Source organism: Virgibacillus xinjiangensis, from assembly GCF_042643145.1.
Taxonomy (GTDB): Bacteria; Bacillota; Bacilli; order Bacillales; family Amphibacillaceae; genus Virgibacillus_O; species Virgibacillus_O xinjiangensis.
Map to the genome: position 1 here is coordinate 16136 of NZ_JBHRSA010000031.1, position 14603 is coordinate 30738.

Annotated in this window: 13 protein-coding genes and 2 tRNA genes; 1 reads left to right on the forward strand and 14 read right to left on the reverse strand. The window is 43.2% G+C overall.

All coding sequences use genetic code 11. From position 1 onward, the window contains the following. Position 1: 1 nt before the first annotated feature. Genes hemB through hemA form a run of 5 tightly spaced genes read right to left on the reverse strand, consistent with a single transcriptional unit; the run spans position 2 to position 4936 of the window. Positions 2–1009 (reverse strand): porphobilinogen synthase, encoded by a 1008-nt coding sequence (hemB, locus tag ACFOGI_RS07170; RefSeq protein WP_390270634.1) that lies wholly within the window; start codon positions 1007–1009, stop codon positions 2–4. Continuing rightward, complete coding sequence (locus ACFOGI_RS07175) at positions 1009–1770, reverse strand: uroporphyrinogen-III synthase (RefSeq protein ID WP_390270638.1); 762 nt, start codon at positions 1768–1770, stop codon at positions 1009–1011. The genes hemB and ACFOGI_RS07175 overlap by 1 nt, the downstream gene beginning before the upstream one ends. After that, positions 1770–2699 (reverse strand): hydroxymethylbilane synthase, encoded by a 930-nt coding sequence (gene hemC, locus ACFOGI_RS07180; protein WP_390270641.1) that lies wholly within the window; start codon positions 2697–2699, stop codon positions 1770–1772. Before hemC ends, ACFOGI_RS07175 begins: the two co-directional genes overlap by 1 nt. Positions 2700–2725: 26 nt before the next feature. Further along, on the reverse strand, positions 2726–3544 hold the full coding sequence (locus ACFOGI_RS07185) for a cytochrome C assembly family protein (protein WP_390270644.1): 819 nt from the start codon (positions 3542–3544) through the stop codon (positions 2726–2728). 18 nt (positions 3545–3562) lie between these two features. Then, on the reverse strand, positions 3563–4936 hold the full coding sequence (gene hemA / locus ACFOGI_RS07190) for a glutamyl-tRNA reductase (protein ID WP_390270647.1): 1374 nt from the start codon (positions 4934–4936) through the stop codon (positions 3563–3565). Positions 4937–5164: 228 nt separating this feature from the next. Between hemA and ACFOGI_RS07195 the strand changes: the two genes are divergently transcribed. Next, a complete protein-coding gene (locus ACFOGI_RS07195; protein ID WP_390270650.1) occupies positions 5165–5647 on the forward strand; it encodes a hypothetical protein in 483 nt (160 codons plus the stop codon). Positions 5648–5695: 48 nt separating this feature from the next. On the opposite strand, the gene yihA is transcribed toward ACFOGI_RS07195, so the two are convergent. From yihA to ACFOGI_RS07240, 9 genes are all read right to left on the reverse strand, one after another. Further along, a complete protein-coding gene (gene yihA, locus ACFOGI_RS07200) occupies positions 5696–6277 on the reverse strand; it encodes a ribosome biogenesis GTP-binding protein YihA/YsxC (protein WP_390270653.1) in 582 nt (193 codons plus the stop codon). Then, positions 6267–8594: an endopeptidase La gene (lon, locus tag ACFOGI_RS07205; protein WP_390270656.1), complete on the reverse strand. Its 2328-nt coding sequence runs from the start codon at positions 8592–8594 to the stop codon at positions 6267–6269. The genes yihA and lon overlap by 11 nt, the downstream gene beginning before the upstream one ends. 233 nt (positions 8595–8827) lie before the next feature. Then, complete coding sequence (gene clpX / locus ACFOGI_RS07210) at positions 8828–10105, reverse strand: ATP-dependent protease ATP-binding subunit ClpX (RefSeq protein ID WP_390270659.1); 1278 nt, start codon at positions 10103–10105, stop codon at positions 8828–8830. A gap of 318 nt (positions 10106–10423) precedes the next feature. Then, a complete protein-coding gene (tig, locus tag ACFOGI_RS07215) occupies positions 10424–11710 on the reverse strand; it encodes a trigger factor (protein ID WP_390270662.1) in 1287 nt (428 codons plus the stop codon). Between the two features lie 138 nt (positions 11711–11848). Further along, positions 11849–12832 (reverse strand): tetratricopeptide repeat protein, encoded by a 984-nt coding sequence (locus tag ACFOGI_RS07220; RefSeq protein WP_390270665.1) that lies wholly within the window; start codon positions 12830–12832, stop codon positions 11849–11851. A 139-nt stretch (positions 12833–12971) separates the two neighbouring features. Continuing rightward, positions 12972–13045: transfer RNA gene (locus tag ACFOGI_RS07225), tRNA-Arg, on the reverse strand. A 19-nt stretch (positions 13046–13064) separates the two neighbouring features. Then, positions 13065–13138 (reverse strand) — tRNA-Gly (locus tag ACFOGI_RS07230). 316 nt (positions 13139–13454) lie between these two features. Beyond that, positions 13455–13964 carry a metallophosphoesterase family protein gene (locus ACFOGI_RS07235; RefSeq protein ID WP_390270668.1) on the reverse strand — a complete coding sequence of 170 codons (510 nt, stop codon included), beginning with the start codon at positions 13962–13964 and terminating at the stop codon, positions 13455–13457. A 13-nt stretch (positions 13965–13977) separates the two neighbouring features. Next, positions 13978–14571, reverse strand: coding sequence for an XTP/dITP diphosphatase (locus ACFOGI_RS07240; RefSeq protein ID WP_390270670.1), 594 nt, complete (start codon positions 14569–14571; stop codon positions 13978–13980). Positions 14572–14603 lie beyond the last annotated feature (32 nt).

A 14603-nucleotide genomic window follows, 5' to 3' on the forward strand; every position in this document is an offset into this window, starting at 1 on the left:
CCTATCTTTCTGTATTTTGTCTGTTTTCTTCTTCCTTCAACCATTGGGCCGCATCTTTTGCAAAATAAGTGATGATCAAATCAGCACCAGCCCGCTTCATTGCTGTGAGTTTTTCCAACACTAATTCTTTTTCATTTACCCAACCGTTCTGTGCTGCTGCCTTTATCATGGAATATTCTCCACTTACATTATAGGCTACTACAGGAAGGTTGAAGCGGTCTCTTACATCCCTGACAATATCAAGGTAGGAAAGAGCCGGCTTTACGATAAGAAAATCCGCTCCCTCTTCTACATCCGATTCAGCCTCGCGAAGTGCCTCCAAGCGGTTGGCCGGATCCATCTGGTAAGTTTTCCGATCTCCGAATTGAGGAGTGCTGTCCGCCGCATCACGGAAAGGGCCATAAAATGCAGAAGCATATTTGACGGCATAAGACATAATAGGAATATTATGGAATCCTTCTTCATCCAAAGCAGCCCGAATGACAGCCACAAAACCATCCATCATATTGGATGGGGCGATGATGTCAGCACCGGCCTTAGCTTGGGATACGGCGGTTTGCGCCAATAGCTTCAACGATTCATCATTGTCTACATCCTGGTTGTGGATCACTCCGCAATGCCCATGCGAAGTATATTCGCAAAGACAAGTATCAGCTACCACAAGGATGTCCGGATAAGTTTCTTTAATTACTCTAGTTGCTTCCTGAACAATCCCGCTGTCAATAAAGGCACCGGTTCCATGCTCATCTTTTTCATCCGGAACACCGAAGATCATCATGGCCCGGATTCCCAAGCTGTATATTTCCTTCAGTTCTTCTTTCAGAAGATCGAGGGAGATTTGATGGACACCTGGCATGGAAGGTACTTGATTCTTCTTGTTTTCGCCCTCCACGATAAATATTGGATAAATGAAATCCTCCGTACGAAGGTGGTTTTCCCTGACCAACGATCTCATCGATGCAGAAGATCTCAATCTGCGGTGACGTTTGAATTGCTGGTTTATCTTCATCATAACCCGTCCTTTCCGGCGATGTAATCACTGATCAACTCCAACATGCTGTCAGTCGTGAACACTTCAGGAGATAAGACTTCATAAAAACCCATCTCTTCGGCCCGCTTCTTTGTTGTAGATCCTATGCAGATACAGGGTGTTTCCCGATTAGGAGTCATTTCACAGAAGGCTTCTACTGCTGACGGGCTGGTGAATGTCAGAATATCTATGTTCTCTAGTCTTAACTTCTCTTGTAGTACTTGCTTCATTTGCAGGTTTAAGGAGGTATCATATACTTCTACCATTTCAAAAGGGATACCAAGTGCGGAAAATGTATCAGGAAGGACATTCCGGGAGCGGTTTCCCCGGACAAGCAGGATGGGGCCCGGATTCGCATACCTATTCAGAAACTCATTTCCCATCGCCTTCGCATCATAAATGGAAGGGACAAAATCAGCCGTGAACCCATAGGAAGCCAAGGCAGCTTCCGTTTTATGGCCCACTACAGCTGTCTTTATTCCCTGCATGGATAGTTCCTTATCCTGTTTTAATGTTTGAAAAAAGCAATGGACTCCATTAGCACTTGTAAAGAAAATCCATTCAATGGTTTGTAAACGTTCTAGTATTTTTCGGTTATCCTTGCAATCTTTGCAGGTGATTTTCAATAAAGGAACCGTTACAGGAATGCCTTCCAACCGTTTCACTTTATCTGCTAATGTCTTCGCTTGATGTTCTTCCCTTGTCACAAGGATTTTCTTTCCTTTCAGGGAAACGGCCATTACTGGTCAAGCTCCTCTTTCACCTGATCCACAATATCTTTTGCACCTTGGGCCATGAGCTTATCGGCTGCTTCTTTGCCTACTGCTTGCGGATCCTTGCCACGTACGGTCTCTTTAAGAATGGTTTTCCCGTCCGGAGTCCCAACTAAGGCAGTCAAAATAATTTCATCCTGGTCCAGATAAGCATACCCTCCTATAGGAACTTGGCATCCTCCTTCAAGCAGATGAAGGAATGTACGTTCAGCTGTTACGGTTTTGGTTGTATAATCATCATTGATCCTTTCCAGCAATTCATCAAGCTCTGTATCATCTTCTCTGCTTTCTATCGCTAGGGCTCCCTGTCCGACAGCAGGTACACATACATCCGGTTCCAGATATTCCGTGATCAATTCTTCACTCAAGCCCACCCGCTTCAAACCTGATACAGCTAGGATGATAGCATCATAATCCTCTTCTTTCAGTTTTCGCAGTCTTGTCTCTATATTACCGCGAATCCACTTGATGGATACATCCGGTCTCTCTGCAAGAATTTGCGCAGCGCGTCGCAGGCTGCTGGTACCCACAATTGCTCCAGAAGGCAGCTGTTGGAGGGGAGTATGGTCAACAGCAATGTAAGCATCCCGATGATCTTCCCTGATTGGGATGGAGGAAATTTTCAATCCATCAGGCATTTCGGAAGGCATGTCCTTCATGCTATGTACGGCAAAATCGACCTCTTTATCATACATCGCCTGTTCTATTTCTTTGACGAATAGACCCTTTCCACCTACTTTGGATAAGGTTACATCGAGGATTTTATCCCCCTTGGTGACAATTTTCTTTATCTCAAATTCGTTCTCCACACCCGCTTGCTTCAACTGGTCAATGACCCATTCGGTTTGTGTAAGCGCCAGATTGCTGCGTCGGGAACCGACGACTATTTTACGCATGGTTATCCTCCTTATGAACTCATGATTTAAAAGTGAAAATTGGATAGTACACTAAACAAAAAGAAATTAACTAATAAAATAAGGAAAGCTGCAGTATTGTAGACAGCAAGCACTTTCCCCTGATAACCTACCATCAATTTCAGCAGCAGATAGATAATATATACCACTAGCACCAAAATTGACCCAGCTGTCTTCATATCAACCCAGTAAAATTCTGAGCCAGTCACATGTGCCCATACTACACCCAATATGATACTGATTAAAAGCAAAGGGACTCCCAATGTGACAGAAGTAAAAGAATAGGTATCCAACCGTTTCAAGTCACCAAAGCGCCACATCCACTTCAGGCCTTTTTTTTCTTTGAGAAAACGGTATTGAATAACGTACATAAATGAAAAAATACAGGACACCGTAAAAAAACCATAAGATAAAACTGCCAGTACAATATGGGTAATCAAGATTTCATGCACTAGTTCGATACCGTTGCCCGCCATCTGATTTTGTGCTTCAGTCACTAGATAGAAAAGCAATAAAAAGAAGCCAAACAAGTTGATGAAGAAGATGATAAAATCCACGGCGAAGAGTCGCTGGATAATCAGTGATAATGTTACAAGTATCCAGGAAAAAAGAAAGAAACTGTCCACCAATGTAGCGACTGGAAAACTTTTTTCATAGAAAATACTTATTGCAAAAGCCGTGGTTTGAATACTCCAAACCATACTAAGCAACCAGAAAGCTATACGATTCGCCTTCTGGTTGTTTTGAATGAAATCAATAAAATATCCTAGTAAACTACACCCATAAATCAACAGGATGATCTCGGAAAGCCATTTAAGTTCAAACATAGTTGGATTCCCTTCATTTTACATACCGGCTAATTTATGCATCAGTGAGAAGGACAGTCTTCCGCTCTTGTCCAATGCAGAATACGCATCATTTTCACCGGCTTGTTTGATCAGTTCTTCCTTCACTTCATCCTGTAAACCAAACACGCGTACAAACAAGTCAAGGGATTCCTCAGCATTTTCTTCTCCGGCTAATTCCTTTGCTTGGGTCACCGGTTCTTTCAGAAGCTGATTAATGATACTTTTTGTATGCTTACTAAGGACTTTTCTTTCACGGTCTGTCAAATCCGGCATCTTTCTTTCAATGCTATTCATAGTTTCCGCTTGGATGGACAGCGCCTTTTTCCTCAGTGCAGTGATTACAGGAACGACGCCAAGTGTTTGAACCCACTCTTTAAAGGCTACAATTTCACCTTCCAGCTGTATTTCAATTTCCTCAGCAACTGCTTGACGTGCAGCCATGTTTTCATCCACGATATGCTGCAAATCATCAATATCATATAAGAATACATCGTCCAGTCGGCTAATGGCCGGGTCAGCGTCCCTTGGGACTGCTATATCTACAATAAAAAACGGATTCCCTTTCCTCTTTTTCATGGAAGGACCGATCAGCTCTGGAGTCAACATATAGGAGGCTGCACCCGTGGAGGTTATCAGAATATCCGCCTTCTCGACTACTGATGGGAGGTCTCGTAAAGATGCGACTTCTGCGTCAAACTTCCCGGCGAGTTTTTCGGCTTTCTCCGTCGAACGATTGACGACCGTAATATGGTCGGCTCCTGATCCTTGCAGATTTTTCACGGCAAGCTCTCCCATTTCTCCCGCTCCCAGGATGGCAACATGCTTATGTTGCAGCTTCCCAAAAATTTTTCTTGCAAGCTCTACGGCAGCATAACTTACGGATACGGCCTGTGTTCCAATAGCCGTCTCCTTCTGTGTCCTCTTCGCGAATGTAATGGCTTGTTTAAAAAGTTCATTGAACATCGTACCGGTAACCTTTGCCTGCTGAGCAACCATGAATGAGTGTTTGACCTGTCCCAGTATCTGTGTTTCACCGACTACCATGGAATCTAGCCCGACAGTTACCCGAAATAAGTGTTCGATTGCACCGTCGTCTTCAGAAATATGGAGATAAGAGGAAAATTCCTCTTTTTTCACTCCAAACCAATCAGCCAAAAACTGTTTTATATAGTAACGGCCAGTATGCAGCTGATCCACAACAGCGTATACTTCCGTTCGGTTGCATGTGGAGATGATCACATTTTCCAATATACTTTTTCGTTCTTTCAGTTCAACCATCGCTTCGGGCAGCGACTGTTCTGAAAAAGTCAGCTTTTCTCTGACTTCCACTGGGGCTGTCCTATAATTGAGTCCAACTTTAACGATATGCAAAACTAAATACCCCCATCATCACTTTACAAATATGAATCCATACTTCTTCTTATAGAATAATTCTAACATAAATCAAGGAACACTTTTTTTGAAAATGTGAACAGAAAATGAAACAATAAACTGACTCTCTTCGTATATTATTGAATGATTTCCCATGTAATTTATCATAACAGTTCTCAATTAGCAAGAAATCGACATTAAGTGGAAAGCGCAATGGGGTGGAATAGAATGAAAAAAAGGGGTACACTGTTTGCTTATATTCTTATAGGGTTCGGCTTATTTTTCTTATTCCGTGAATGGCAACTGCCGGTTTTTACCGACTTCTATTCATGGATAACACTACTTATTATCGTCGGCTTGGCAATGGTTATACACAGCTACACATCAAAAGCCTATGATAATTTATTTCCGGGAACCCTGCTTCTCGGCATAGGAATACATTTACATGGCATGCGCCATTATGGATGGTGGATCGATCACTGGGGAGTCTATTTGCTGTTGATCGGAATAGCACTTCTGATAAAGTCGACGAAAATGAAGGATGGATGGTTTATTGGCGCTATGTTGACCGTTTTCTCGCTATCGCTGATATTTTCCGTTCCATTTCCTGAATGGCTTTCTTGGCTCTATCCAGCGATGGATTACCTGGAGAGACTTTGGCCTGTGATATTAATTTTATTAGGCATTTATCTTTTGAAAAGGAAGAAATAAGACAAGTGGCTGTATATTCCAAAGAAAATGAATATACAGCCACTTTGTTTATAGGTAGCTTCTAAGAAGCCCCCATGCCTCATCCTTGCCATCCCCGGTCTCCGAGGAGAAAGCCACCAGTTCATCTTGGGATTCCATTTCCAAAGTTTCCCTGGTCCGCTTTAAATGGGCGTGCCGCTTACTTTTCGGCACCTTATCTATTTTTGTAGCGATTACTATCACCGGCAGTTCAAAATACTTCAGAAAATCATACATCTGAATATCATCCCGTGTCGGCTCATGGCGGCTGTCGGTAATCAGTACGACGGCTCTCAATGTATCCCTTGTCTGGAAATACTCCTCCATCATTCCTCCCCATTTTTCCCGTTCTTTTTTGGAGACTTTCGCGTAACCGTACCCAGGCACATCCACAAAGTAAAAGGCATCATTCAACCGATAGAAATTCAATGTCTGGGTTTTCCCCGGTTTGGAGGAAGTTCGCGCCAAATTCTTTCTGTTGATCAACTTATTGATAAAGGAAGATTTCCCTACATTCGAGCGACCCGCCAAAGCAATTTCCGGCAACCGGTCTTCTGGGTATTGTTTTTTACTTACTGCACTAATGACGATTTCTGCATGATTAACTTTCATTTTCTGCCTCCGCAAGTGCCTTCTTCAGTACCTCATCCAGGTGGCTGACAGGGATAAATGTCAACCCTTCCCGTACACTTTCTGGAATATCATCTATATCTTTCTTGTTTTCTTTAGGAATAATGATGGTAGATATTCCAGCACGGTGGGCACTAAGTGATTTTTCCTTCAGTCCTCCGATCGGTAGTACACGACCCCGCAGGGTGATTTCCCCTGTCATAGCCACTTCCTTTTTCACTGCTCTTCCCGTAAGCGCGGATACAAGGGCGGTAGCCATTGTAATGCCTGCCGATGGTCCATCTTTAGGAGTCGCTCCCTCTGGTACATGGATATGGATGTCATACTTCTCATGGAAATCCGGGTCTATATTCAATTCACCGGAGCGGGAACGGATATAGCTGAATGCAGCCTGGGCGGACTCTTGCATGACGTCTCCCAATTTCCCAGTCAACGTCAGTTTACCTTTTCCAGGATAGTGAGAGACTTCAATCGATAATGTATCGCCGCCAGCAGATGTATATGCCAAACCTGTCGCCGTCCCTACCTGGTCTTCCTCTTCCTTCATCCCATAGCGGTAAACTGGTTTTCCAAGGAGGTCTTCAATACTCTTTTCTGTTACGACCACCCGTTTCTTCTCTTCGGATATAATGATTTTTGCTGTTTTCCTGCACAGGGTGGCAAGCTGACGTTCCAGATTTCTCACCCCTGCCTCTCGGGTATAACGCCGGATGAGTTTCAATAGCGCATCATCTCTTACTTGCATGTCGCCTTTCTTCAACCCATTCTCCTTCAGTTGTTTCGGAAGGAGGTGTTCTTTGGCAATATGCAGTTTCTCCACCTCTGTATATCCAGGTATGGAGATGAGCTCCATACGGTCCAATAGAGGCTCCGGAATGTTATTGACATAGTTGGCAGTTGCCACAAACAATACATTGGATAGGTCATATGTTTCTTCAATGAAATGATCACTGAAATTCACGTTTTGCTCGGGATCCAAGACCTCGAGCATGGCCGAGGAAGGGTCTCCGCGAAAGTCATTGGACATTTTGTCAATCTCATCAAGGAGGAAAACTGGGTTAACCGTTTCAGCTTTTTTCATTCCTTGGATAATTCTTCCCGGCATCGCCCCGATATAGGTCCTTCGATGACCTCTGATTTCCGCTTCATCCCGCACGCCTCCTAAGGAAATCCTGACAAAGTTCCTGTTGATGGATCGCGCAATGGATTTAGCCAAGGAAGTTTTACCTACGCCCGGAGGACCAACAAGACAAAGGATTGGGCCTTTAATGGACTTCGTCAATTTCTGGACAGCCAAGTATTCCAGGATACGCTCTTTTACTTTCTCCAGGCCATAATGATCATCATCCAATATTTTTTCAGCTTCCGGAATTTCTATGGTATCCCGGGTTTTTTTGGTCCATGGCAAAGCAAGGAGCCAGTCCAGATAATTGCGGATCACGGAACTTTCCGCTGAGCTTTGCGGAACCTTCTCAAAACGGCCAAGTTCCTTCAGTGCTACTTCCTTGATATTCTCAGGCATGTCTGACTGTTCCACTTCTTCACGGAGCTGTCCTACTTCCCCTGTTTTACCTTCTTTCTCCCCAAGTTCTTTTTGGATGGCTTTCAACTGCTCACGAAGGTAATATTCCTTTTGTGTTTTTTCCATAGAGGTTTTTACACGTTGGCCGATTTTCTTTTCGAGGTCCAGTACCTTTTGTTCATTGGAAATCAGCTTCACAAGATGCTGAAGCCTTTCTTTAATATTAAGAATTTCAAGCAGCTCTTGCTTTTCTTTCACTTTCAACGTCAAGTGTGAGGTGATAATATCTGCCATCCGACCCGGTTCGTCAATGTCAGTGACAGTATTCAAAGTTTCTTGTGTAATTTTTTTGGAAATCTTTATATAGTCCTCGAACTGGGAAAGCAGAGAACGCATCAATGCTTCCTCTTCATTGGGATCTCCCTCGATATCCTCCAGCTTTTCTACTTCTACTTGAAATTCTTCTTCCTGTTCGACATAACGAATGATCTGTGCTCTGTTTAACCCTTCCACAAGCACCCGCAGTGTCCCATTGGGAAGTTTGATCATCTGATTCACCTTGGCCATTGTTCCAATATCATAGATATCCTGGGTCTCTGGTTCATCTATACTGACTTTCTTCTGGGCGGCCAAAAAAATAACCTGGTCATCCATCATCGCCTTTTCCAGTGCTGCGACAGATTTATCTCTGCCCACGTCCAAATGCAGGACCATGGAAGGGAAGACCAGCAGGCCACGTAATGGAAGGAGGGGAAGTTGAATTGGCTCATTTGGCATAAATATGTACCTCCATCAAAATTAGATATTTTCTTCCTATGTATGTTCTTAAAGTTTATATAAAACTCTGCTGTTTGTAAATGTTTATATGGTAATATTATCCTGCAAGCTCCAAGGATGGTCATACCAAAGGCGTTGATATCAAAAGACTGACCAAAGCATATTTCTTCGGCCTGATAAGCGAAGAAGTTATACACTAGGTCAGTCTTCCCAAATTGATTACTTTCTATGAATTAGGCACTCTCTTTTGGAAGTGTTTTGTTTCCTTCCTTGACTGTTCCATCCCTGAACACCAATTTAGGGCTTCCGTTTTCCCTTGAGATCGTATCCTTGGTAATGATGCATTTCTCAATATCTTCCCTCGAAGGCAACTCGAACATCACATCGAGCATAATTCCTTCAATAATGGAGCGGAGTCCCCTTGCGCCGGTTTTTCGTTCAATAGCTTTTTTCGCAATTTCTTCAAGCGCTCCATCTTCAAAGTCCAATTCCACATCATCCATCTGGAATAGCTTATTGTATTGTTTAACCAGAGCATTCTTTGGTTTGGTGAGAATCTCTACAAGAGCTTCTTCATCCAGAGGCGTGAGACTTGCCACTACTGGAATTCTTCCGATAAATTCCGGAATCAGCCCATAACGCAACAGGTCTTCTGGAAGCACCTTCTCCAACAGTTCAGCTGGTTCAAGGTTTTCCTGTTCGGCATTGGCACCGAAACCGATCACCTTCTCACCAAGGCGGCGCTTGATCACCTGATCGATGCCATCAAAGGCACCCCCGACGATGAACAGAATATTCGTTGTATCGATTTGGATGAATTCCTGATGTGGATGCTTGCGTCCACCTTGTGGCGGTACACTTGCGACTGTGCCTTCAAGGATTTTAAGCAGTGCCTGTTGGACACCTTCCCCTGACACATCACGTGTAATTGAAGGGTTCTCCGATTTACGGGCCACCTTATCGATCTCATCAATGTAGATGATACCTTTCTCCGCTTTCTCCACATCATAATCTGCTGCCTGAATAAGCTTCAACAGAATGTTTTCCACGTCTTCCCCGACATATCCAGCCTCAGTTAAAGATGTAGCATCAGCCATGGCGAACGGAACATTGATGATTCTAGCCAATGTCTGAGCAAGAAGGGTCTTCCCGCTACCAGTTGGCCCGAGCATCGCTATGTTACTCTTAGCAAGCTCTACATCGTCCGCATTTTTCGGGGAGTTGATCCGTTTGTAATGATTGTATACAGCCACCGAAAGGTTCTTTTTCGCTTTATCTTGGCCGATGACATAGTCATCAAGTGTTTCCCTTATTTCTTTTGGTTTTGGAATCTCTTTCAGCTCTACTTCTTCTTCCGTGCCGAGTTCCTCTTCCACAATCTCCGTACAGAGTTCAATACATTCATCACATATATATACACCAGGTCCAGCAACCAGCTTACGGACCTGTTCTTGACTCTTGCCGCAGAATGAGCACTTCAATTGCCCTTTTTCTTCATTAAATTTGAACATTCAATTCACCCCTAAAAGTTTATATCTGCTCCCATGGTCAATTAGGTACAACTTTTATAGTCATCATATCAGATGAATATTAAAAAACAAAACGATACACCTTTAACTTCAAGAATATAATCAATTATGGCCTTCTTCATGGAAAAGTCAAACACAGTTACTTATACTATATGTCCAACTTTGGTTTTAAGTAGCAAAATTGAAAGTGACCCCGGTTATTCATCTGAAATTACAAGTAAAATGGAAACAAGGTGCGAATATTCGCACCTTGTCCATATAATTACCCTATTCATCTGTACCTAAACATTTCAAAGGCTATTAGACAGCTTTACTGTTTTCGACAAGAAAGTCGATTGCTTTTTTGAATTTCAAATCTTCTTTTATAGCGTTTGTATTGCCGCCCAGCATCTGCTTAAGCTGTTCTTTATCAGTTCCATACATGGAAGCCATATTTTCCAGTTCTGCATCTACATCCTCTTCTGATACTTCAAGGTTTTCTGCATTTACAATGGCATCCAATGTTAAGTTGGTTTTCACACGTTTTTCAGCATCTTCTTTCATCTGCTCTTTTAATGCAGATTCATCTTGGCCGGAAAACTGGGAGTACATTTCCATTGTCATTCCCTGCATTTGTAGACGCTGTTCGAATTCGCGCACCATCTGATCCAGTTCCGTTTCTACCATAACTTCAGGGATGTCAACCTCAGCATTCTCGGAAGCTTTCTCCAACAATGTTTCACGCTTTTGGTTGTCGGCATCCTGTTCTTTTTGAGACTGGAGCTCTTCTTTTTTCTTCTTCTTCAAATCATCCAGTGTTTCTGCCTCTTCGTCGACATCCACAGCGAACTCATCGTCCAGTTCTGGAAGCTCTTTATACTTCACTTCATGAATTTTTACTTTGAATGTAGCCTTTTTACCTGCAAGTTCTTCTGCATGGTAATCTTCTGGGAATGTTACTTCAATTTCAGTATCGGCGTCGATATCTTTTCCTACCAGCTGTTCTTCAAATCCTGGAATGAACTGGCCGGAACCGATCTCCAAGGAATGGTTCTCACCTTTTCCGCCTTCAAACGCCTCTCCATCGAGGAAACCTTCAAAGTCGATAACCACTGTATCGCCTTCTTCTACGCTTCCTTCTTCTTTAACGACAAGTTCTGCATGGTCTTGACGAAGTTTGTCAATCGTTTCATCAACTTCTTCATCAGTTACTTCAACAGACTGTTCTTCCACTTCAAGGCCTTTATATTCTCCAAGATTAACTTCTGGTTTCACTTGGACTTTTGCTGTAAATACCAAATCTTCGCCACGTTCGATATTCTCGATATCAACTTCCGGCTGCTCGATCGGCTCAATGCCTGTCTCATCAATTGCCTGAACATAGGCATTTGGAAGAACAATATCTACTGCGTCCTGATAGAGTGATTCTACTCCAAAACGGCTTTCAAAGATTTTACGCGGAATTTTGCCTTTACGGAATCCTGGAATCTGGATATCCTTGCGTACTTTTTTAAATGCCTGATCCAAAGCCTTTTCAAACTCGTCCGCAGAGACATCGAATGTTAGTACCCCTACGTTACCCTCTTGTTTTTCCCATTTTGCTGACATTACTATTCCCTCCAAAATCTATTGAGTCATTCATTTTTCACGTTCATACAATCAGCATGATCATCTAGATGCTAAATTTGCAACCATCTTATTATAACATAATTATAGTGCCTTTCAAGCATTTGGCAAGCTGCCACCCTATTCTTCTATCACACTTGAGTACAGTGCATCGCATAATCTAATTTCTTCTATATATTTCTCGACAATAGGACTTGCATCTATACCGGTTTCTTCATGGGTGTTCAAATAATCCAACCCTACACTACGAAGAGCTTCCGCAACCTTAAGTGCATCTTCATACGGTGGAACGACAGGGTACCTGACATAAAGGTAACGGTAGAGCAAGGAATTTAAAAGGTTGTACAGCGATGGATCCTTTTGTTCAATCTCGTTTATCAGTAATGAAATTTGTTTGGCTAAACCATTTCCTTGTATTCCTGCTGCCTCATTCGGTATGACGTCCATTTTTCGCTCAAATTTATGTATAGTCACCTCATTGGGTGAACCTTCTTCCTTTAACCAGAGGAATATCGCCGTCTTAATTACCGGGTGGATCTGCTCTTCAGCAAGGTATTCTACAAGTCTCTCTGGTCTGACAGTGTTTGACTTCCTTAAGCTTTCTATGAGACGCCACTGTTTACCATGGTCATTGCTTTCCACCGCCTGATAGAATTCATCCAAGTGTGTCCTGGCATCTTCGATGACCAGGTCATTCTGCATTTTTGTACTCATGTCATATAGCTGCTCAAACTGCTCTTTTAATACAGGAGGGATCTCTTCACCCTGAAGTTCGTCTTCGACCTGTTCCATCAGCAAACCATATTGGTTGGTCTGGAACAAAATTGTCAAATAGATATGTACGTAATGGTAATAATGTTCATCCCTCTGTCCCAGCAGCTCTTCACATAAGTATTGTGCTTCCCTATGTCTGCCCAACTCCATCAGGCAAATCAGTTTTCCTATGATTATTTCATGGCTGTCAACCTGGTAGCTCAACAACTGGTCCAATTTGGCAAGAGCCTCATCATATCTTTTTTCCTTTAAAGCCTTCAAACTCTCCTCTTCCAGGATGGATTTCCACTTCGGAAACAGTATGATATTGTCATTAGCGGACTGCTGCATTTATTCTCCCCCTTCCACCACTAATAATAGTATTTATGGTTCTTCTAATAGATATACATTCCCCGGCCATTTATGTATAAAACCCATTCCTGGAAATACAAAAGAGAAACCTACATGATCATAGGTTTCTCTCTGCTGACGTCCCAGGCAGGATTCGAACCTGCGACCCACAGCTTAGAAGGCTGTTGCTCTATCCTGCTGAGCTACTGGGACTTGTTATGCAATGATGTATTGGAGCGGGTGAAGGGAATCGAACCCTCGTCATCAGCTTGGAAGGCTGAGGTTTTACCATTAAACTACACCCGCATTATGTAAGATAAATTGCTTTTTATCAATTCCGCCTGAACTATGCCACTGCATCTTAAAGGTTAATCAGGGATGTTAGTGCTTCGGGGCAACTCGCAGCCTATTCGGCAGATGCTTTGCTCGTGGCTGAGGTTTTACCATTAAACTACACCCGCATGGAACATGGGGATTTTTTCAACTGATGTTTCTTGCTATGTATGTCGCTGTGTTTTAAGCGAACAATAGTTATTATATGTTCCTCAACTAATTTTGTCAACACTTTTTACAAAGAAATTTAAAAGCCTGTGATCCATCATCATGGCCACAGGCTTTTTTGCTATAACATGGTTGAGTATGCCATATCAGGTACAATTTCACCTGTCTCCGTATAGAAGTTCACTTTTATGTCGTCCTTCGAGTTCCATTCCATGATGGCATAAGTTTTTTCTTGGCGATTTCTAGGAAGGCGGATGCTCCCCGGATTTATCAGCAGTTGTGCTCCCAATTTTTCAGCGCCGGCTATATGGGTATGTCCAAAGCAGATGACCTGGGCACCTTCCTCTTCCGCTCGGTAGGCAATGGTCGAGATGTTGCCTTTTACATTATGAAGATGGCCATGAGCTATGAAGAAAGTCAGGCCGCCGATGGTGACCGTCTGTTCATCGGGAAAGCGGTGATCCATATCCATATTCCCGCCAACCATATAAAACCCTTCCAATTCCGTTGCATCCATTTCCAATTCAGAATCGCCACAATGTATCATATAATCAACAGTGTGCCGCTTCTTGATCTCTTTCAACTCCTTTGTCAAGCCGTGACTGTCACTTAGAATTAGCACTTTTGTCATGCAGTGATCCCTCCTATTGCTTGTCCAACCAGGCTCCAAGCTCTTGCAGAGCCTTTGCCCGGTGGCTGATTCTATTTTTTTCTGCTTTTGGGAGCTGGGCCATCGTCTTTTCATATCTCTCCGGGATGAAAATAGGATCGTAGCCAAAACCGTTCTCCCCCGCTTCCGTATGGGCGATATGCCCCTCACAGATTCCTTGCCGGAAAATCGTCTCTTCTCCCGGTGTTGCCACAGCCAGGACACAGATGAATCTTGCTGTCCTCTTTTCTGCTGGTACACCATCCAGTCCATGCAGAACTTTGTTGATATTTGCTTGGTCATCCTTTTGATCCCCCGCATACCTTGCAGAATAGACACCTGGTTCTCCGTCCAGTGCATCTACCACCAGCCCCGAATCGTCCGCCAGCACTGGAGCAGACAGGATTTCTGCAGTCTGCTCTGCTTTCAAGGCAGCATTCTCCTGGAAGGTGTTGCCTGTCTCATCAATATCTTTTGGTTCCCTGTCAAGTTCTGTTAAAGACCGGGCATTTATGCCATATTTAGAAAATAACTCCTTGAATTCGATTGCTTTTCCTTGGTTCTTAGTCGCAATGATAATTTCCTTCATCAGATGCCTCCTGACTATTTTCTAACCTAGAT

Coding starts and splice junctions, on each gene's coding strand:
- ACFOGI_RS07220 (WP_390270665.1), bottom strand. CDS start 12,832: ATGCAGCAGTCCGCTAATGACAATATCATACTGTTTCCGAAGTGGAAA.
- ACFOGI_RS07195 (WP_390270650.1), top strand. CDS start 5,165: ATGAAAAAAAGGGGTACACTGTTTGCTTATATTCTTATAGGGTTCGGC.
- ACFOGI_RS07185 (WP_390270644.1), bottom strand. CDS start 3,544: ATGTTTGAACTTAAATGGCTTTCCGAGATCATCCTGTTGATTTATGGG.
- tig (WP_390270662.1), bottom strand. CDS start 11,710: ATGTCAGCAAAATGGGAAAAACAAGAGGGTAACGTAGGGGTACTAACA.
- yihA (WP_390270653.1), bottom strand. CDS start 6,277: ATGAAAGTTAATCATGCAGAAATCGTCATTAGTGCAGTAAGTAAAAAA.
- ACFOGI_RS07240 (WP_390270670.1), bottom strand. CDS start 14,571: ATGAAGGAAATTATCATTGCGACTAAGAACCAAGGAAAAGCAATCGAA.
- hemB (WP_390270634.1), bottom strand. CDS start 1,009: ATGAAGATAAACCAGCAATTCAAACGTCACCGCAGATTGAGATCTTCT.
- hemC (WP_390270641.1), bottom strand. CDS start 2,699: ATGCGTAAAATAGTCGTCGGTTCCCGACGCAGCAATCTGGCGCTTACA.
- lon (WP_390270656.1), bottom strand. CDS start 8,594: ATGCCAAATGAGCCAATTCAACTTCCCCTCCTTCCATTACGTGGCCTG.
- clpX (WP_390270659.1), bottom strand. CDS start 10,105: ATGTTCAAATTTAATGAAGAAAAAGGGCAATTGAAGTGCTCATTCTGC.
- ACFOGI_RS07235 (WP_390270668.1), bottom strand. CDS start 13,964: ATGACAAAAGTGCTAATTCTAAGTGACAGTCACGGCTTGACAAAGGAG.
- ACFOGI_RS07175 (WP_390270638.1), bottom strand. CDS start 1,770: ATGGCCGTTTCCCTGAAAGGAAAGAAAATCCTTGTGACAAGGGAAGAA.